Below are 18,675 nucleotides of genomic sequence, written 5' to 3' on the forward strand. Positions count from 1 at the left end.
CCCGGGGGTCGCCCCCGGGCCCTCCTCGCGGCCTGCGCCTCAGATCCGGGTACGCGGCCGTGGCGCGAAGCCGGCCGCCCGGTAGCAGGCGTCGACGAGCTCCATCGTCGTCACCGCGTCGTCCGCGTCCAGCGGCAGGGGCGCCCCGTGGCGCACCCGGGCGGCGAACGCCTCCAGCTGGTACGCGTACGACGAGCGCGTGCCGAGGCGCTCCGTGCGTTCCCCCTCGGCCGTGCGGACCACGACGCGGTCGTCCCGCTGGGGCAGGACGAAGTTCGGCGCCGTCGCCTCGCCCCGGGAGCCGACGATCCGGATGCTCATGTCCAGCTCCCCGTACGCCATGTGGCAGCGGGCCGTGCCCGTCGCGCCGCCCGGGAAGGCCAGCTCGGCGTCCAGCCACTCGTCGGCCCCGGGGGCGCCCGCGCGCTCCCCGGCCCGGGCCCCGACAGCCGCGGCGCGCCTCCCGCCCAGGGCGCGAGCATGCGCAGGGCGTGCAGGCCGTAGCAGCCGAGGTCCATCAGGGCGCCGCCGGCCAGCGGCAGCGACCAGCGCGGGTCGGTGTCCGGCGGCGCGGGGATCGCGACCAGCGCCTCGGCGTGCCGCAGCTCGCCCAGCTCCCCCGAGGCCAGCAGTTCGTGCAGGCGACGGGTGACCGGGTGGAAGAGGTAGTGGAAGGCCTCCATGAAGACCGTCCCCGCCCTCGCCGCGGCCGCCCGTACCTCCGCCGCCTCCCGCGCGTTGCTCGCCGACGGCTTCTCCGACAGCACGTGCTTGCCGGCCGCGAGGGCGGCCAGGTTCCACGGGCCGTGCAGGCCGTTGGCGAGCGGGTTGTAGACCACGTCGATCTCCGGGTCGGCCACCAGCTCGGCGTAGGAGGACGCCACCCGCGCCACGCCGTGCGCCGCGGCGAACGCCTCGGCGCGGGCGCGGTCGCGGGCGGCCACCGCGACGAGGCGGTGGCCGGTCGCCCGGGCCGGGCCGGTCAGGGAGCGCTCGGTGATCCGCGCGGCTCCCAGCACGCCGATGCGCAGCGGGTCCCGGCCCCGGCCGCTCATGCCTGCCGTACCTCCTCGATCGTCACCGGCCGGTGCTCGCGCAGCGACAGCGTGCAGGCGTCCGCGATCCAGCCCGCCTCCAGGGCGTCCTCGATCGTGCAGGGCGAGGGCCGGGTGCCCGCCACGACCTCGGTGAAGGCGGTCAGTTCGGCGCGGTAGGCCTCGGTGAAGCGGTCCATGAAGAAGTCGTGCGGGGTGCCCGCCGGGAAGGTCACGCCCGGCTCGACCGAGCGCAGCGGCAGCTTGTCCTCCAGCCCCACGGCGATGGAGTCCTGGAAGCCGTGGATCTCCATGCGGACGTCGTAACCCCGCGCGTTGTGACGGGAGTTGGAGACCACCGCGAGGGTGCCGTCGTCGAGGGTGAGGATCGCGCCGGTGGTGTCGGCGTCGCCCGCCTCCTTGATGTAGTCCGCGCCGCGGTTGCCGCCGACGGCGTACACCTCGGTCACCTCGCGGCCGGTCACCCAGCGGATGATGTCGAAGTCGTGCACCGAGCAGTCGCGGAAGATGCCGCCGGAGGCGGCGATGTACCCGGCCGGCGGGGGCGCCGGGTCCAGCGTGGTCGAGCGGACCGTGTGCAGCGGGCCCAGTTCGCCGCTGTGCACGGCGGCCCGGGCGGCGGCGAACCCGGCGTCGAAGCGCCGGTTGTAGCCGATCTGGATGGGCACGCCCCTGCCCTGGACGGCCTTGAGCACCTCGACGCCCTCGCCCATCGTCCGGGCGACGGGCTTCTCGCAGAAGACCGGGACCCCGGCCTCGACACCGGCCAGGATCAGGGCCGGGTGGGCGTCCGTGGCGGCCGCCACGACGATGCCGTCCACACCGGCGGCCAGCAGCGCCTCCGGCGAGTCCACCACGTCCGCCCCGAACCGCTCGGCGGCGGCCTTGGCGGCGTCGGCGAACGGGTCGGTGAAGACGAGGGAGTCGACCGCGTCGAGTCCGGAGAGGGTCTCGGCGTGGAAGGCGCCGATGCGGCCGAGGCCGAGGATTCCGATACGCATGGGGTGTTGCTCCTAGAGAGGGGGAGGGGGTCCTGCGGGAGGTCTCAGTCGAGTCCGCCGAGCACGTTCTGGTCCCAGTCGATCACCGACCCGGTGACCACCCCGGACCGGTCGGACAGCAGGAAGACCACGAAGTCGGCGATCTCGTCCGGCTGGCCGAGCTTGCCCATGGGCAGCTTCGCGGCGGCCTCGTCGCGCCAGTCGTCCCCGGCTCCGTGGAAGGTCTTCTGGGTGGCGTCCTCGCCCTCGGTCGCCGTCCAGCCGATGTTGAGCCCGTTGATCCGGACCCGGTCCCAGCGGTGGGCGTGCGCCGCGTTGCGGGTCAGGCCGATCAGGCCCGCCTTCGCCGCGACGTAGGGCGCCAGGAACGGCTGCCCGCCGTGCGCCGAGGACGTGATGATGTTGACGACCGTGCCCGGCGCCTCGCGCGCGACCATGTCCGCGACCGCGGCCTGCATCGCGAAGAACGGCGCCCTGAGGTTGATCGCGATGTGCTGGTCGAACAACTCCGGCGTGGTGTCCAGCAGGGTGCCCCGGGACGTCAGCCCCGCCGAGTTGACCAGGCAGTCGATCCGGCCGTACGCGCCGACGGCCTCGGCGACGGCCGCCTTCGCCTGCCCGGCGTCCGCGAGGTCGGCCCGGACGAACATCGCCTTGCCCCCGGCGGCTGCCAGTTCCGCCACCAGCGCCTCGCCGGGCCCGGGGCGCCGCCCGGTGACGGCCACGACCGCCCCCTCGCGGACCGCGGCCCGCGCGATGGCGGCGCCCACACCCTGGCTGCCGCCGTTGACCAGGACGACCTTGTCGTCGAGAAGTCCCATGACGTTCCTCAGCTCTCTCGCCGTTCGGCACCGGCCCGAAGCCGCGCACGCAGCGCCTCGGGTGTCCACTCCTCGCGCAGCGCCCGCCGGACGACGTCCGCCTGCGAGGGCGGGGCCAGACCGTCGACCGGCGGGTCGCTGTCGAGGTTGGTCGGGAAGGGGTAGCCCTCGGCGCTCGCGGCGATCACGTTGTCCAGCCACGCCAGGTCGGCTCCCTGCGCCTTGCGCCGGAGCAGGACGGGATACACCGCGTTCGCGACGGCCTCCCGGTCCACCGTCTCCATCGCCCGCCCGAACGCGGACGACACCTGCAGCAGGTTGGCCATGCGGCGGATGTCCGCCGAGCGGTTGGTGCCGGCGGCGTGGAAGAGGGCCGGGTTGAAGAACACCGCGTCGCCCTTGGCCAGCGGCAGCTGCACGTGCCGCGCCTCGAAGTACGCCCGGAACTCCGGGAGCCGCCAGGCCAGATAGCCCGGCTCGTACTTCTGCGAGTGCGGCAGGTACAGCGTCGGCCCGGACTCGACCGGCATGTCGCAGTGCGCGACCGCGCCCTGCAGGGTCAGCACGGGGGAGAGGCGGTGCACGTGCGCCGGGTAGGCGGCGGCGACGTCGTTCGACAGGAAGCCGAGGTGGTAGTCGCGGTGCGCGGTCTGGGCGGCACCGCCCGGGTTGACCACGTTGAGCTGGGAGGTCACCTGGTAGCCGGGCCCCAGCCAGGCCGAGGACACCAGGGCCAGGATGTCGTTGGCGTAGTAGTCGGCGAACGTCTCCGGGTCGTACAGGGCGGCCTTCTCAAGCGCGTTCCACACGCGGTCGTTGGCACCCGGTGCGGCGAAGTGGTCACCGGCCGCCGCGCCCGAGGCGCGCTGCTCGGCGATCAGCGCCTCGAAGACGGCGGTGGCGCGGTCCACGATCTCCGGGTCGGAGAAGGCGCCGCGGAAGACGACGATGCCGGGGCCGTCGGCGAGGGCCCGCACCAGCTCGGCCTGGACCACGCGGTCCCCTTCGAGCAGGGCGGAGTCGTAGACCGGCACGTTCCGCTCCACGGCGGAGGCGTGCGGGTAGTCGGCGGGGTCGGTGGCCTGCTCGACCAGCGCGCGGAACGCGTCGAGGTCGCAGTCCTGCTCGGACAGCCAGGCACGGTGGGTCACGGAGGGGAAGGACATCGTCGTCCCTTCGGGGTCACGGAGCGACGCAGCCCTGTCATTCTTGTCAGTACAAACCCCTCGAACAACCAGCAGCGAGCCATCAAAAACCCCTCAAGGAGGCGGCGTATGGGCCACCCCTTCCCCATCCGGGAGATCGCACGTCAGGCGGGGCTGAGCGAGGCCACCGTCGACCGGGTCCTGAACGGCAGGGGAGGCGTGCGCGAGAGCACCGCGCGCGAGGTCCGCCAGGCCATCGCCGACCTGGACCGCCAGCGCACCCAGGTCCGGCTCGTCGGCCGGACGTTCATGGTGGACATCGTGATGCAGGCGCCCGAGCGCTTCACCACGGCGATCCGCGCCGCCCTGGAGGCGGAGCTGCCCGCGCTGCATCCGGCGGTGCTGCGCTCCCGCTTCCACTTCCGCGAGACCGGCCCGCCCGGGGAACTGGTGCGGACCCTGGACCGGATCGCCCGGCGCGGCTCCCAGGGTGTGATCCTCAAGGCGCCGGACGTCCCCGAGGTCACGGCCGCGGTCGGCCGGCTCGCCGCGGCCGGCATACCGGTCGTGACCCTCGTGACCGACCTGCCGTCCAGCGCCCGGCTCGCCTACGTCGGCATCGACGACCGCGCGGCGGGCGCGACGGCCGCCTATCTGACGGGCCAGTGGCTGGGGGACCGCCCGGGCAACATCCTCACCAGCCTCAGCAGCGGCTTCTTCCGCAACGAGGAGGAGCGGGAGATGGGCTTCCGCAGCGCCATGCGCGTCCGGCACCCCGAGCGCAGGCTGGTCGAGATCGCCGAGGGGCAGGGCCTGGACGCCACCCAGTACGACCTGGTCCGGGCGGCTCTGGAACGCGACCCGGACATCCGTGCCGTCTACTCGATCGGCGGCGGCAACATCGCCACGCTGCGCGCCTTCGACGACCTCGGCCGCGAGTGCGCGGTGTTCGTCGCGCACGACCTCGACCACGACAACACCCGGCTGCTGCGCGAGCACCGCCTGTCCGCGGTCCTCCACCACGACCTGCGCCAGGACGTGCGCGAGGCATGCCACACCGTCATGCGCGCGCACGGCGCCCTGCCGCCGGCCGGCCCGACCCTGCCGTCGGCGATCCAGGTGGTGACGCCGTACAACATGCCACCGCAGGCGGCCGTGTGATCCGGGGACACGACCGGGCGTGGGTCCGGGAGGGGACCGGCCCCGGCCCCTACCGTCGGGCCCATGTGGACCTCGCGCCCCGACGGCGGCCCCGAGCGGCTGGTGACCCTGGTCGACGGCGTGTTCGCCATCGCCATCACCCTGCTCGTCCTCGACCTCTCCGTGCCCCGGGAGCTGGACGACGCCGCCTACCGCAGGGCCCTGCGCGAACTCCTCCCGGACCTCGGGGCGTACGCGCTGAGCGTGTGGGTGCTGGGCAGCTTCTGGCGCGACCACCGCCGCATCTTCCAGGACGTCCGCGAGATCGACGGGCAGGTCATCGGCCTCTCCATCGCCGGCCTCGGCGTCGCGGCCCTGGTGCCCTTCCCGACCCGGCTGCTCGCCGAGTACGGCGACCTGTCCGTCTCCGTCGCCGTCTACGCGGGGGCGGTCGCCGCGCTCGGCGCCTGCCATCTGGCGGTGGCCGCCCTCCTGGCGAAGCGCCCCTGGCTGCGCCACCACACGCCCTCACCGACGGCGACCGCGCTCTACCTCGCCGACAGCGCCACGATCGTGCTGGTCTTCGCCGTCACCGTGCCACTGGTCTTCGTGACCGGCCCCGTGATCATGTGGATGTGGCTCGTCCTCGTCCCGGCGAAGGCCTACCTGGGCCGCCGGCTCGAGAACTCCGGCTGAGGCGGGCTCCGCCGGCGCGGCACCTCACACCGCCCCGCCCACCTCCGCCCACGTCCCCGTGCGCACCGACCGTGCCATCGCGTCCAGGGCCGCCGCGCTGCGTACCGCGTCCGTGAGGGTCGCCCCGTGCGGGGTGCCCTCGGCGATCGAGCGCAGGAAGCGGTACGCCTCGACGACCTTCAGGTCGTCGTACCCCATGGCGTTCGCCGCGCCGGGCTGGAACGCGGCGAACTCGCCGTCGCCCGGGCCGACGTAGACCGTGCTGACGGACTGGTCCTGGTACGTCGTGCCGCGGCTGACGCCCAGCTCGTTCATGCGGCGGAAGTCCCAGAACACGGCCCCCTTCGTGCCGTGCACCTCGAAGCCGTAGTTGTTCTGCTCGCCGACCGAGACCCGGCAGGCCTCCAGCACACCGCGCGCCCCGGAGGCGAAGCGCAGCAGGCAGCTGACGTAGTCCTCGTTCTCGACCGGGCCGGTCACCCCGCCCGAGGCGCGGCTGTGACCCGCGGTCGCGCCGGTCGGCCGGGCCCGCTCCGGCAGGAAGATCGCCGTGTCCGCCGTGAGGGAGGTGATGTCGCCGAGCAGGAACCGGGCCAGGTCCACGCCGTGCGAGGCCAGGTCGCCCAGCACGCCGCTGCCGCCCCGCTCCCGCTCGTAGCGCCAGGTCAGCGCGCCCTCGGGGTGGGCCGCGTAGTCGCTGAACAGCCGGATGCGGACATGCGTGACCGTGCCCAGCTCGCCGGAGGCGATCAGCTCGCGGGCCGCCTCGACGGCCGGCGCGTTGCGGTAGTTGAAGCCGACCGTGCCCTGCACGCCCGCCCTCGCCACCGCGTCCGCCACGGCACCGGCGTCCCCGGCGGTCAGGCCCACCGGCTTCTCGATCCAGATGTGCTTGCCCGCCTCGGCCATGGCGACGCCGATCTCGCGGTGCAGGAAGTTCGGCGCGGTGATGCTGACCGCCCGTACCCGCGGGTCGGCGGCCACCCCGCGCCAGTCACGCGTCGTCGAGGCGAACCCGAACTGCGCGGCGGCCTCCTCCGCCCGGCCCGGCACCTCCTCGGCGACCGTCACCAGCTCCGGGACGAGGGGCAGGTGCGGATAGTGGTGCCGCACGCGCGCGTACGCCTGGGTGTGCACCCGCCCCATCCAGCCGAATCCGATGACGGCGACGCCGAGCGTGTCCACCATGAGAGCCCTTCTTTGGACCGTTCCAGAACCTGTCCAGCTCACCCTGGGCGCGGTTTCCCGTCGCTGTCAACCCTTTGACAAGCCGATGGCGCGCATGGAACGGTCCATCCATGAGACCGCCGACGATCCGGGACGTGGCCGAACGGGCCGGTGTCTCCAAGTCGCTGGTCTCCCTGGTCCTGCGCGGCTCCGACCAGGTGCGCCCGGAGAAGCGGGACGCCGTGCTCCGGGCCGTCCGGGAGCTGGGCTACCGGCCCAACGCCGCCGCCCGCAGCCTCAGCGAACGGCGCACCCGCACGGTCGGCGTCCTGCTGAGCGACCTGCGCAACCCCTGGTCCGTCGACCTGCTGGACGGCCTCAACCCGCTGCTGCACGCGCACGGCCTGCACATGCTGCTGGCCGACGCCCGCCTGAACCGCCGCACCGGCCAGCACCCGGCCGATCCGCTGCTGGACCTGCGCGTCGACGGTCTGGTCGTGGTGGGCACGCTGCCCGACCCGGCGGCCCTCGGCTCGGTGGCCGAGCGCATCCCGGTGGTGCTCGCGGGCTCCCGCGAACCCGCCCCGCCCGGCGTCGACGTCGTGGCGGGGGACGACGGGCGGGGCGCCGGGCTGGCCACCGGGCACCTGATCGGACTCGGGCACCGCCGCATCGCGCACATCGCGGGCTACGGCGTCGTGGGGGAGCTGCGGCGCCGCAGCTTCGAGGAGACGATGCGCCGGCACGGTCTCGCGGACCGTGCGCCGGTCGAGCCGGGCGACATGACCGAGGAGGGCGGCTACCGGGCGACCGTACGGCTGCTCAGCCGCCCCGAACGGCCCACCGCCGTCTTCGCCGTCAACGACATCACCGCGATCGGCGTGCTCTCGGCGGCCGGGGAGATGGGGCTGCGCGTGCCGCACGACCTGTCCGTCGTCGGCTACGACAACACGAGCATCGCCCGTCTGCGGCACGTGTGGCTCACGACGGTCGACAACACGAGCCACGAGATCGGCCGCCGCGCGGCCCGCTGCCTCCTGGAGCGTATGGAGCGTCTGGAGGGCGGCGGCGGAGCGGGACGGCTCGACCTGACCGCGCCCACCCTGGAGACCAGGGGGTCGACGGCGTCCCCGCCCGCCCACTGAGCGGACCCGCCCCCCGCGCGCTCCCCGCCAGAGTTGCCCGCGTACATCTCAGAGCTTGCCCGCGTACACCTCAGAGGTTGATCGAGTACACCTTGCGGAGGGTCTCGTGCACGGTCCAGGTCGTACGGTCGCCCTCGCGCAGCACGGCCATGTCGCCGGGCCCGACCGTGAGGGTCGGCCCGCCCTCGACCTCGATCGTCGCCGATCCGCTGAGCACGACGAAGAGTTCGTCGGCCTCGGTGTCGGTGACCACGCCGGGCGTGATCTGCCAGACGCCCCGCACCTGGCGGCCGTCCTCCGACTCCCAGACCACCTTGCCGGTCACCTCGGGCGTTCCGGAGACGATCTGCTCGGGCGCGAGCGGCTCGGGTTCGAGCGCGGCGCCGGGGACGTGGACCACGAAGCTGTGCGTCATGCGGCCGACCCTAGACCCGGGCCGCGTGCGAGCGGCCCCGACAGAGTGTGGGGTGCCGGCGGCGCCGGGCGGACACTTCGTCGCACCGGCCACCGCGGCGCGCGGCCGTCCCACCCGCACCGGATACGGCGGACAAAATTGTTGACAATCTTGTCTGGCTAGATTTAGGTTCGACAGGCACTCATTCAGGGAGGGCAACGCATGCCGACTCAAGCCCGTCCGGGCACCGGGGAGCAGGCCAAGCAGCACGCGCTCGCGCAGCTGCGGCAGGCGATCCTGCACGGCGACATGGCACCGGCCCAGCGGCTGGTGGAGAACGAGCTCGCCGAGCAGTTCGGTGTGACGAGGGCCAGCATCCGGGCCGCACTGATCGACCTGGAGGCCCAGGGCCTGGTCGAGCGGATCCGCAACCGCGGTTCGCGGGTCCGGGTGGTGACCGTCGAGGAGGCGGTCGCCATCACCGAATGCCGCATGGTCCTGGAAGGGCTCTGCGCGGCGAAGGCGGCCGTGGCGGCGAGCGACGAGCAACTGGCCGAACTGACCGTCCTCGGCACGGCGATGAGCAAGGCCGTGGCCGACGGCGAACCGGTCACCTACTCCGACCTCAACCACGAACTGCACGCCCGCGTCCGGGAGTTCTCCGGCCAGCAGACGGCCGTGGAACTGCTGGAGCGGCTCAACGCGCAACTGGTGCGCCACCGCTTCCAGTTGGCGCTGCGGCCCGGGCGCCCCCAGCAGTCCCTGAAGGAGCACCTGGCCATGATCGAGGCGATCCGGGCCAGGGATCCGCAGGCGGCCGAAACGGCCGTCCGCGCCCACCTCGGCAGTGTGATCGAGGCCCTGCGCGACTGACACACACGCACGAGGCGGGCGCATCACCTGACCAGCAAGGAGATGCAGTATGACCCACGGCAACGCGCCCGCCGGCAGCCCACCCCGCTCGACCCTCGTCGTCACCGCGCACGCGGGCGACTTCGTGTGGCGGGCGGGGGGCGCCATCGCCCTGGCCGCCTCCCGCGGCGAGCAGGTCACCATCGCGTGCCTGACGTACGGCGAGCGCGGCGAGTCCGCCAAGGCCTGGCGCGAGGGGAGGAAACTGGAGGAGATCAAGGCGATACGCCGCGAGGAGGCCGAGCGGGCCGCCGCCACGCTCGGCGCCGAGGTCCGCTTCTTCGACGCCGGCGACTACCCGCTCCTCGCCACCCCCGAGTTGACCGACCGGCTCGTCGGGGTCTACCGGGAGACCCAGCCCGACGTGGTGCTCACGCACCCGGCCGAGGACCCCTACAACGGCGACCACCCGGCCGCCCACCACATGGCCCTCCAGGCCCGGGTGCTCGCCCAGGCCATCGGCTACCCGGGGCCGGGCGGGATCATCGGCGCCCCGCCCGTCTTCTGCTTCGAGCCGCACCAGCCGGAGATGAGCGGCTTCCGCCCCGAGGTGCTGCTCGACATCACCGAGGTGTGGGAGACCAAGCGCAAGGCCATGGAGTGCCTCGCCGCCCAGCAGCACCTGTGGGACTACTACACCGACCTCGCCGTCCGCCGCGGCGTCCAGCTCAAGCGCAACGCCGGCCCCAACCTGGGCCTGCCCCACACCACGATGGCCGAGGCGTACATGCGCCCCTACCCGCAGGTCACGAAGGAGCTGGCATGAGCGGCGTGATCGTCACCGACTGGCCCAAGGCCTCCGCCGAGGACGTCACGGCCCTCGCCGGACACGGCGTCGCCACCGTGCACGAGGCCATGGGCCGCACCGGCCTGCTGGGCCCGCACCTGCGCCCCGTCCAGCAGGACACACGCGTGGCCGGCACCGCCGTCACGGTCCTCAGCTGGCCCGGCGACAACCTCATGATCCACGCCGCGGTCGAGCAGTGCGGCGAGGGCGACCTCCTGGTGGTGACCACCACCTCGCCCTCCACGGACGGCATGTTCGGCGAACTGTTCGCCACCGCGCTCCAGCGGCGGGGCGTGCGCGGTCTCGTCATCGACGCCGGCATCCGCGACACCGCCGAACTGCGCGCCATGGGCTTCCCCGCCTGGTCCGCCGCGGTCTGCGCCCAGGGCACGGTCAAGGCGACCGGCGGCTCGGTCAACGTCCCGGTCGTCATCGGCGGCCAGGTGATCCGCCCCGGCGACGTGATCCTCGCCGACGACGACGGCGTGGTCGTCGTCCCGCGCGAACGCGCCCGGCGGGCGGCCGAGGCCTCCGAGGCCCGCGAACGCAAGGAGGCCGCCACCCGCGCCGCCTTCCTCGACGGCGAACTGGGCCTGGACCGCTACCACTTGCGCGAGAAGCTCGCCCGGCTCGGCGTCACCTACACCTCGTACGAGGAGCACCGGCGAGCCGGGGAGCGGCCATGACCGTGCGCTGCACGCTGATGCGCGGCGGCACCTCCAAGGGCGCCTTCTTCCTCGCCGGGGACCTGCCCGCCGACCCGGAGACCCGGGACGCGCTCCTGCTGCGCGTCATGGGCGGCCCGGACCCGCGGCAGATCGACGGCCTGGGCGGCGGGCACCCCCTCACCAGCAAGGTCGCCGTGGTGTCGCCCTCCGCGGACCCGCGCGCCGACGTCGACTACCTGTTCCTCCAAGTGGCGGTCGGCCGAGCGGAGGTGAGCGACCGACAGAACTGCGGGAACATCCTCGCCGGGGTCGGGCCGTTCGCCGTGGAACGCGGGCTGGTCCCGGCGGGGCGCGAGCACACCTGCGTGCGGATCCGCATGGTCAACTCGGGCGACCTCGCCACGGCCTCCTTCGCCACCCCGGGCGGCCGTGTCACGTACGAGGGCGACACCCCGATCGCCGGGGCCCCCGGCACCGCCGCCCCCGTGACCCTCGCCTTCCCGCCCGGCGACGGGCCGCTGCTGCCCACCGGCAGCGCCCGGGACGACATCGACGGCATCCCCGTCACCTGCGTCGACAACGGCATGCCGACCGTGCTGGCCGAGGCCGCCGCCCTCGGCGTCACCGGCTACGAGAGCCCCGCGGACCTGGAGGAGGACACGGCGCTCGCCGGCCGGCTGCACGCGCTCCGGCTGAAGGCGGGCCGCCTCATGGGACTCGGCGACGTCTCCGGCACGACCGTGCCCAAGCTGACGCTGCTCGCCCCGCCCAGGCACGGCGGCGCCATCGCCACCCGCACCTTCATCCCCGTGCGCTGCCACACCTCGATCGGCGTGCTCGGCGCGGCGAGTGTGGCCGCCGGACTGCGCGTCGAGGGCGGCGTCGGCGCCGGCCTCGCCCGGCTGCCCGCCGGCGGTGATCCGGTGCGGATCGAACACCCCACCGGCCACCTGGACATCGAGAGCGGTGTCGGCACCGACGCCGAGGGCAGGCCCGTGGCCCGGCGCACGGCCGTGGTGCGCACCGCCCGCAAGATCTTCGACGGCACGGTCTTCCCCGCCCCCGCCCCGCCCCCCGAGGACTCCCCATGACCCCACCCCTGGGCGACATCGCCCACATCGGCCACACCCAGCTCTTCACCCCCGACCTGGACGCCAGCGTCGCCTTCTTCACCGACTTCCTGGGGCTCACCGTCAGCGCCCGGGACGGCGGCACCGTCTACCTGCGGACCTACGACGACTACGAGCACCACAGCCTGGTCCTCACCGCCCGCGACCGCCCCGGCCCCGGCCGGCTCGCTCTGCGCACCTCCAGCGAGGAGGCCCTGCGGCGCAGGGTGCGGGCGATCGAGGACGCCGGCGGCTCCGGCCACTGGACGGAGGACGAGCCCGGCCTCGGCAAGCTCTGGGTCACCACCGACCCCGACGGCCACGAACACGCCCTGTACTGGGAGAGCGAGCACTACCGGGCCCCCGAGGAGCTGAAACCCGCGCTGAAGAACCAGCCGCAGGCCAAGCCCGGCCGGGGTGTCGGCGTCCGGCGGCTGGACCACGTCAACTTCCTCGCCGCCGACGTGCTCGCCGGCGCCGAGTTCCAGCAGCACCTCCTCGGGGCCAGGCCGACCGAGCAGATCCGCCTGGACAGCGGCCGGATCGCCGCCCGCTGGCTGACCTTCACCGACAAGTCCTACGACGTCGTCTACACCGAGGACTGGACCGGGACGTCGGGGCGGCTGCACCACATCGCCTTCGCCACCGACACCCGTGAGGACATCCTGCGCGCCGCCGATCTCGCCATCGACACAGGAGTGTTCATCGAGACCGGCCCGCACAAGCACGCCATCCAGCAGACGTTCTTCTTGTACGTCTACGAGCCGGGCGGCAACCGCGTCGAACTGTGCAACCCGCTCACCCGCCTGGTCCTCGCGCCCGACTGGCCGCTGATCACCTGGACCGAGGCGGAGCGCGCCAAGGGCCAGGCGTGGGGTCTGCAGACCATCGCCTCGTTCCACACCCACGGGACCCCGCCGGTCGCCTGAGAGGGGCTCAAGGGCCCACCCCGCCGACGGGAATCCGCAGGCCGGAAGACTGTCGATGAGATTGTTGACAAAAGTGTTGACTCCCACGGGGTGGGTCCTTAGCGTCTAGCGCACTCACGCACGAGAGGTAACCAACGATGTCGTCCTCACCCTCGCGGGCCACCCGCGGCAGCAGACTCGCCCTCCTGGCCGTGGCCCTGTGCTGGCTGGCCGTCCTCTTCGACGGGCTCGACATGTTCATCTACGGGTCGGTGCTGCCCCACATGCTCCAGGAGGGGGCCCTCGGCATCACCTCCGCCCAGGCCGGCGACCTCGGCAGCTACGCCACCTTCGGCATGCTGGTCGGCGCCCTCACCGCGGGCACCGTCGCCGACCGGATCGGCCGCAAGAAGCTGATGGTCGGCTGCGTCACCCTCTTCTCGCTGGCCTCCGGCCTGTGCGCGGTGGCCGACGGCGTCGCGGTCTTCGGCCTCGGCCGCACCCTGGCCGGGCTCGGCCTCGGCGGTCTGCTGCCCACCGCGATCAGCATGGTCTCCGACTACGCCCCGCGCGGCCGCGGCGCCCTCACCATCGGCCTGCTGATGACGGCCCACCACGCCGGCGGCATCCTCTCCGCCTACGTGGCCCTGTGGGTCGTCGAACCGCTCGGCTGGCGCGCCGCGTTCTGGGTCTGCGTCGCCCCGCTGCTCTTCGTCCCGGTCCTCGCCAGGCTGCTGCCCGAGTCGCTCAGCTTCCTGCTGGCCAAGGGCCGCACCGACGAGGCCCGCGCGCTGGCGGACCGCTACGAGGTCGAACTCCCCGCCGCCAAGCCGTCCGGCACCGCGCCCGCCTCCCGCCGGTCCTCCCTGGCCGCCCTGTTCCGCGGCGGCGAGTGGATCCAGACCCTGCTCTACTGGGTGGCGTCCTTCGGCGGCCTGCTCCTCGTCTACGGCGTCGCCACCTGGCTGCCCACCCTGATGCGCAGCGAGGGCTACGAACTGGGCTCCGCCCTGACCTTCGTCGTCCTGTTCAACCTCGGCGGCATCGTGGGCATGCTGGTCGCCGGCCGCGCCTCCGACCGCTTCGGCGCCCCGCGCATCTCGGCGATCTGGTTCGCGCTGACGGCCGCCGGGGTCTTCCTGCTCAGCGTCCGCATGCCGCTCACGCTGACCTTCACCGTCGTCTTCCTCACCGGCGTCTTCCTCAACAGCGCCCAGACGATGATCTACGCGACCGTCTCGATCCGCTCGGCCCCGGACAGCCGCGCCACCGCCGTCGGCTGGACCTCCGGCATGGGCCGCTTCGGCGCGGTCTTCGGGCCGTGGCTGGGCGGACAGCTGCTCGCCGCGGGCAAGGGCGACTGGGGCTTCACCGCCTTCGCGCTGGCGGGCGTGTCCTCCATGGTCTTCATCGGCCTGGCCGCCCTGCGCGGTGCGCGCCGGGCGCCGCAGGACAGCGCGGGGCGGGCCCTCATCGGCGCGCACTGACCGAGTGCGCCGCCTCAGGGGGGCGTGCACGGACACCGGCCGGCGCATCGGCGCCCGGCCGGTGTCCACTCGCCGTGCGGGCCCCGGCCGGATGCGCCCCTGGAGCCCGCTTAGGGTGTGCGGCATATGCCGGGGGAGGTCCCGGGCGGACCGTACGAAAGGGGTCACGGGTGGACACAGTGGGGGACCGGCGCGGCCGGCGAGCCGAGGCGGCCAGGGGCGCCGTCACGGCACTCCTCGCCGTGGCCGCCTGTGCCGGACACGCGACCAAGTCGGGCCTGCCCTGGTGGGCCGTCCTCGCGGTCGCCGTCTCGACGGCGGGCCTCGCCGGCTGGAAGGGAGCACGGACCGGCGCGCGGCCCACACCGCGCCACGAACTCCTGGCCCCCGCGGACCGGTTCCTCGGCGCACCGGCGCCCCCGCAGCCCCCGCCCGGGCACACGCCGCCCCCGGGACGGCGAGGCAGAACGCCCCTGCCCCCATGCGGTAGGGTTGACCTGCGTGATCACGCGGGTCACCCGCGCGAGCCGCATCGGGACGTGGCGCAGCTTGGTAGCGCACTTGACTGGGGGTCAAGGGGTCGCAGGTTCAAATCCTGTCGTCCCGACAGATGAGGCAGTGGGCCGGAGGGCCGTACCGGACGCGTCCGGTACGGCCCTCCGCTCGTCCGCGTTCCGGCACGGGACCAGGAGGTCCGGGCGCCGGGGCTCGGCGGCCAGCGGCAGGGGGACAGGGCGCGAGCGGGGCGGAGCGTCGGCAGGGGGACAGGGCGCGAGCCGGGTGGAGCGTCGGCAGGTCCCCGCGGAGCACGGCCCGGGGGAGCGCAGCGGACCGACGCCGACGGCACCGTGCGGCCCTCCGGGACCAGGCGCGACGCGCAACCTCCGCCTCAGGGTGAGCCCGTTCCCCCGGTCCTGTCCGGCGAGGCGGCCCGGCGGCGATCCCGGAAGCCCGCGGCGCCCGGCCCGCGCGCAGGCCGCGGGGAACAGGTCCTGCCGGGGGCCTGGGCGGGAGTCAGGGTGCCCGGTGCGCGGTCCCGCGGCCGCTCCTCCTCCCGGTGGCGCGGACAGCGTCCGCGTGAAGAAGCGGCCGGCGGCGCACGCGCCGCTGCTCCGCACGCGGCCGGACGGGGACCGGCGCGAGCGGGAGCCGGGCGCACATGGCGTGGTCGAGGACGTCACCCACCCCCATGGGCGACGTCCTCGACCGCTCCCCCGGTGCCGGACTGTGGCTCAGGTGCCCGTGCGGCGGGACCGTGCCGTCACCAGCACATCACCGCCGTCTCGCCGGCACCCCAGGCGGAGTACAGGCGGACACGGACGTGGTAGCGGCGGCCCTTCACGAGCCGGGCGCTGATCGTGGCGTTGTGCGGAGTCCCTCCGTCGTCCTGGCCGGCGAGGTAGCGCGGCTCCCCGTCCCGCTCCTCGAAGACCACGACGACGGCGTCGCTGTCGCCGAAGGTGCCCAGCGTGTACGTCCGGGTCTCCGGCGGGTCGACGGCGAAGTCGGCCTGCTCGCCCGGGCCCAGACCGAGCGGCACCGAGCGGAACGGGACCAGCGCGGGCGGCTCCGGCCGGGCCGCGGGCGGATACCAGCGCAGCACGAACTCCTTGTCCGCGGCGGACAGGGTGCCGGGCGGACGCAGACCCGCGTGGTACCGCTCCGGCTCCAGGATCAGCCCCGGCGCGAACGGGTACTCCATGATCGAGTGCGGGTCCCAGACGGAGCCGTTGACCTCGTCCGCACCCAGCTTGCGCAGGATGTTGTAGTGCGTCCGCTCCCGGCTCCAGTGGTTCGGCGGGCCCGCCAGCTCGGCGTACACCGCCTCGTCGTCCCAGTGGATCCCGGCGAACGGGCTCTGGTGCTCGTGCAGCATGCCGAGCGCGTGCCCGATCTCGTGCAGGGCCGTCCCGCGCTCCCCGGGTGCGGTCAGGTCCCAGCCGAAGTTCATGGTGCGCTCGTGCCGGCCGGCCAGCAGCGCGTCCCGGCCCACCGCCGACCAGGAGCCGTCGCCGAGCTGGAAACCGATGCGCAGTTCGGCCTCCGAGCGGTCGTCGACCTCGGCGAAGACGATCCCGATGCCGAGGTCCTGCCACTCGCGGAAGCAGTCGCGCACCACCTCCCGCTGGTCCTCGCCGCCGGCCCACGGCACCCGTCGCGTCATCCCCGTCCCCGGCACGGGGATGACGGACGCGTCGGTGTCACCGTCGAAGAACCAGTAGTGCAGGACCGTGCCGTTGACCCACATCCGCCGTCCGCCCGCGAGCGCGCTCAGCCGCTCGGCGGCCAGCCCCGGTGCGAAGGCGGGCGCCGGCGCCTGGGCCAGCGAGCAGTAGCGTGCGGTCATGGGCCACAGCCTGCCCGGCGGCCCGTCCCGGGCGCCTGAGTCGCGGGCTACTCAAGTCGCCCTGTATCAGGAGTGAGTAGCCGCGCTCATGTCTGTGTGACGACTTACGAGCGGGACGCGACGACACTGGAGCTGCCCTGGCCGTTCGCCGGGCGGGAGGACGAACTGGAGCTGGTCCGCCGGGCCCTGACGGGGACCCGGCGCGGCATCGTGGTGACCGGCCCGGCGGGCTGCGGCAAGACCCGCCTGGTCACCGAGGCGGTCCGCGGCACCGACTGCGCCCGGGCCGCCGGCACGCCCGAGAGCCGCCGCATACCCTTCGCCGCCTTCGCCCACCTGCTGCCCGAGGACGTCACCCTGCACCGCGCCGTCCAGCTCCTGTCCGGCGTCCGGACCCTGGTCGTGGACGACGCGCAGCTGCTCGACGACGCCTCCGCCGCCCTGGTCCACCAGCTCGCCGTGCACGGCCGCACCCGCCTGCTGGTCGTCGCCACGGACGGCACGCCGGTGCCCGGCGCCGTCTCCCGGCTGTGGACCGGCGAACTCCTGCCGCGCCTGCCCCTGGAACCCCTGCCGCGGGAGGAGACCGCCCGGCTCCTCACGGCCGGCGCCGGCCCCCTCGATCCGCTCACCGCCGACCGGCTGCGCCGTCTGAGCCAGGGCGACCTCAGGCTGCTGCGCGACCTGCTCGGCGCGGTGCGCGGCGTGCTGACCGCCGTCGAGGACAGCGGGGAACGGGCGTGGCGCGGCCCGGTCCCGCTGACCCCGGCCGTGCGGGACCATGCCGCCCCCGTCCTCGGCCGCGGCTGCCCGCGCGAACGCGAGACCCTCGACCGCCTCGCCTTCGCCGAGCCCCTGCCGCTGGACCCGGACACCCTGGACCTGGCGGCCCTCGAAACCCTGGAGGCGGACGGTCTGGTGCGGGTCGACGACTGTGGCGCCGTCCGTCTCGGCCGTCCGCTGTACGGCCCGGCGCTGCGCGCCGCGGCGGGCCGGCTGCGCGTGCGCCGGCTGTCCCGGAGCGCGGAGGCGTACGCCGCCGCCCTCGACGCCGAGCGCGCCGCCCTGGTCCGCCGGATCGAGCGGGACGACGTACGGGCGACGCCCACCCCGGTGGGGGAGTGGCTGGTGGCCGAAGGCCGCCCGCTGCCGGGCGGGTACGCCGCCGTACGCGCCCGGTTCGCCCGGCTGCGCGGCGAGGTGCGGCAGGCGGCGGCCTGGGCGCGGGAGGGCCTGCGGGCGGACCCCGGGGACGTCGCGTGCCGGGACGAACTCGCCCGCGCCCGCGCGGCGGTGGACAGCGGGGGCGAGGCCGGCACCGCCGTCTCGGCCCTCACCGACCCCTACGACGCCGTCCGGCTCGGCGCCCCCGGGCAGGCCGCCGGCCGGCTGCGCGGGGTGTTCGCCCGGCACGCCGCCGCACTGGCCCGTGCCGACGGTCCCGCCCTGGACGAGGTGGCCGGGGAGCTGGAGCGGCGGGGCTTCACGCTGTTCGCCGCCGAGGCGCACGCCCAGGCCGTGAGCGCGCACCGCGACCCGCGCGCCGCCCGGCACTCCCGTACGCGCGCCGTGGCCCTGGCCCGGCGCTGCGAAGGCGCCCGCACCCCCGCGCTGTCCGGGCTGGTGCTCGGCGAACTCACCGCCCGGCAGCGGCAGATCGTCACCCTCGCGGCGGCGGGGCTGAGCAACCGGCAGATCGCCGAACGCCTCACCCTGTCGGTCCGCACCGTCGGCAACCACCTCTACAGCGCCTACGCCCGACTCGGTGCCGGCGACCGCGGCGCCCTGCCGTCGCTGACCCGGGAGCGGGAGGCGCAGCCGGCCTGAGCCGCGGCGGACCACCACCGGCGGCGCGGACGGGCCCACGAGGCCGCCGCAGCCGCCCCAGGACCG

At 74.4% G+C, this 18,675-nt stretch carries 16 protein-coding genes, 1 tRNA gene and 1 pseudogene; 11 read left to right on the forward strand and 7 right to left on the reverse strand.

Annotated elements, in window-relative coordinates:
• Positions 1-39 precede the first annotated feature (39 nt).
• The 4 genes and pseudogenes from ABZY20_RS07155 to ABZY20_RS07170 form a co-directional block, all read right to left on the reverse strand.
• Positions 40-1,055, reverse strand: a pseudogene (locus ABZY20_RS07155) (Gfo/Idh/MocA family oxidoreductase).
• Positions 1,052-2,056 carry a Gfo/Idh/MocA family oxidoreductase gene (locus ABZY20_RS07160; RefSeq protein ID WP_356437793.1) on the reverse strand — a complete coding sequence of 335 codons (1,005 nt, stop codon included), beginning with the start codon at positions 2,054-2,056 and terminating at the stop codon, positions 1,052-1,054. Before ABZY20_RS07160 ends, ABZY20_RS07155 begins: the two are co-directional and overlap by 4 nt.
• Before the next feature lie 44 nt (positions 2,057-2,100).
• Entirely contained in the window at positions 2,101-2,877 is a 777-nt protein-coding gene (locus ABZY20_RS07165; protein ID WP_356437796.1) for an SDR family oxidoreductase, read from the reverse strand.
• An 8-nt stretch (positions 2,878-2,885) separates the two neighbouring features.
• Positions 2,886-4,043 (reverse strand): phytanoyl-CoA dioxygenase family protein, encoded by a 1,158-nt coding sequence (locus ABZY20_RS07170; RefSeq protein WP_356437799.1) that lies wholly within the window; start codon positions 4,041-4,043, stop codon positions 2,886-2,888.
• A 108-nt stretch (positions 4,044-4,151) separates the two neighbouring features.
• Between ABZY20_RS07170 and ABZY20_RS07175 the strand changes: the two genes are divergently transcribed.
• Together ABZY20_RS07175 and ABZY20_RS07180 are read left to right on the forward strand one after the other, a co-directional pair.
• Positions 4,152-5,183, forward strand: coding sequence for a LacI family DNA-binding transcriptional regulator (locus tag ABZY20_RS07175; protein ID WP_356437801.1), 1,032 nt, complete (start codon positions 4,152-4,154; stop codon positions 5,181-5,183).
• 63 nt (positions 5,184-5,246) lie between these two features.
• Positions 5,247-5,858: a TMEM175 family protein gene (locus tag ABZY20_RS07180; protein ID WP_356437804.1), complete on the forward strand. Its 612-nt coding sequence runs from the start codon at positions 5,247-5,249 to the stop codon at positions 5,856-5,858.
• A gap of 24 nt (positions 5,859-5,882) precedes the next feature.
• Here ABZY20_RS07180 and ABZY20_RS07185 read toward each other — a convergent pair whose 3' ends face one another.
• Positions 5,883-7,046 (reverse strand): Gfo/Idh/MocA family oxidoreductase, encoded by a 1,164-nt coding sequence (locus tag ABZY20_RS07185; protein ID WP_356437806.1) that lies wholly within the window; start codon positions 7,044-7,046, stop codon positions 5,883-5,885.
• Between the two features lie 110 nt (positions 7,047-7,156).
• On the opposite strand from ABZY20_RS07185, the gene ABZY20_RS07190 reads away from it, so the two are divergent.
• Positions 7,157-8,170 carry a LacI family DNA-binding transcriptional regulator gene (locus ABZY20_RS07190; RefSeq protein ID WP_356437808.1) on the forward strand — a complete coding sequence of 338 codons (1,014 nt, stop codon included), beginning with the start codon at positions 7,157-7,159 and terminating at the stop codon, positions 8,168-8,170.
• A gap of 70 nt (positions 8,171-8,240) precedes the next feature.
• Here the strand turns inward: ABZY20_RS07190 and ABZY20_RS07195 are convergent, their stop codons facing one another.
• On the reverse strand, positions 8,241-8,585 hold the full coding sequence (locus ABZY20_RS07195; RefSeq protein WP_356437810.1) for a cupin domain-containing protein: 345 nt from the start codon (positions 8,583-8,585) through the stop codon (positions 8,241-8,243).
• 201 nt (positions 8,586-8,786) lie between these two features.
• Between ABZY20_RS07195 and ABZY20_RS07200 the strand changes: the two genes are divergently transcribed.
• The 7 genes from ABZY20_RS07200 to ABZY20_RS07230 all read left to right on the forward strand — a co-directional run bounded on the left by ABZY20_RS07200 (position 8,787) and on the right by ABZY20_RS07230 (position 15,042).
• The gene (locus ABZY20_RS07200) at positions 8,787-9,437 is read left to right on the forward strand and encodes a GntR family transcriptional regulator (protein WP_356437812.1); all 651 of its coding nucleotides are present in this window, start codon (positions 8,787-8,789) and stop codon (positions 9,435-9,437) included.
• 49 nt (positions 9,438-9,486) lie between these two features.
• Positions 9,487-10,242, forward strand: coding sequence for a PIG-L deacetylase family protein (locus ABZY20_RS07205; RefSeq protein ID WP_356437814.1), 756 nt, complete (start codon positions 9,487-9,489; stop codon positions 10,240-10,242).
• Positions 10,239-10,949, forward strand: coding sequence for a 4-carboxy-4-hydroxy-2-oxoadipate aldolase/oxaloacetate decarboxylase (locus ABZY20_RS07210; RefSeq protein WP_356437816.1), 711 nt, complete (start codon positions 10,239-10,241; stop codon positions 10,947-10,949). The genes ABZY20_RS07205 and ABZY20_RS07210 overlap by 4 nt, the downstream gene beginning before the upstream one ends.
• A complete protein-coding gene (locus ABZY20_RS07215; protein ID WP_356437819.1) occupies positions 10,946-12,022 on the forward strand; it encodes a 4-oxalomesaconate tautomerase in 1,077 nt (358 codons plus the stop codon). The genes ABZY20_RS07210 and ABZY20_RS07215 overlap by 4 nt, the downstream gene beginning before the upstream one ends.
• On the forward strand, positions 12,019-12,969 hold the full coding sequence (locus ABZY20_RS07220) for a VOC family protein (protein WP_356437822.1): 951 nt from the start codon (positions 12,019-12,021) through the stop codon (positions 12,967-12,969). The genes ABZY20_RS07215 and ABZY20_RS07220 overlap by 4 nt, the downstream gene beginning before the upstream one ends.
• Before the next feature lie 137 nt (positions 12,970-13,106).
• Positions 13,107-14,435 carry an aromatic acid/H+ symport family MFS transporter gene (locus tag ABZY20_RS07225; protein WP_356437825.1) on the forward strand — a complete coding sequence of 443 codons (1,329 nt, stop codon included), beginning with the start codon at positions 13,107-13,109 and terminating at the stop codon, positions 14,433-14,435.
• 533 nt (positions 14,436-14,968) lie between these two features.
• Positions 14,969-15,042 (forward strand) — tRNA-Pro (locus tag ABZY20_RS07230).
• Positions 15,043-15,696: 654 nt separating this feature from the next.
• Here ABZY20_RS07230 and ABZY20_RS07235 read toward each other — a convergent pair.
• Complete coding sequence (locus tag ABZY20_RS07235) at positions 15,697-16,782, reverse strand: M12 family metallopeptidase (RefSeq protein ID WP_356437826.1); 1,086 nt, start codon at positions 16,780-16,782, stop codon at positions 15,697-15,699.
• A 96-nt stretch (positions 16,783-16,878) separates the two neighbouring features.
• Here ABZY20_RS07235 and ABZY20_RS07240 point away from each other — a divergent pair, with 96 nt between their 5' ends.
• Positions 16,879-18,609 (forward strand): LuxR family transcriptional regulator, encoded by a 1,731-nt coding sequence (locus ABZY20_RS07240; protein ID WP_356437828.1) that lies wholly within the window; start codon positions 16,879-16,881, stop codon positions 18,607-18,609.
• Positions 18,610-18,675: the final 66 nt, after the last annotated feature.

The sequence above is a fragment of the Streptomyces sp. NPDC006624 genome (assembly GCF_040611555.1).
In the GTDB taxonomy this organism is placed as follows: domain Bacteria; phylum Actinomycetota; class Actinomycetes; order Streptomycetales; family Streptomycetaceae; genus Streptomyces.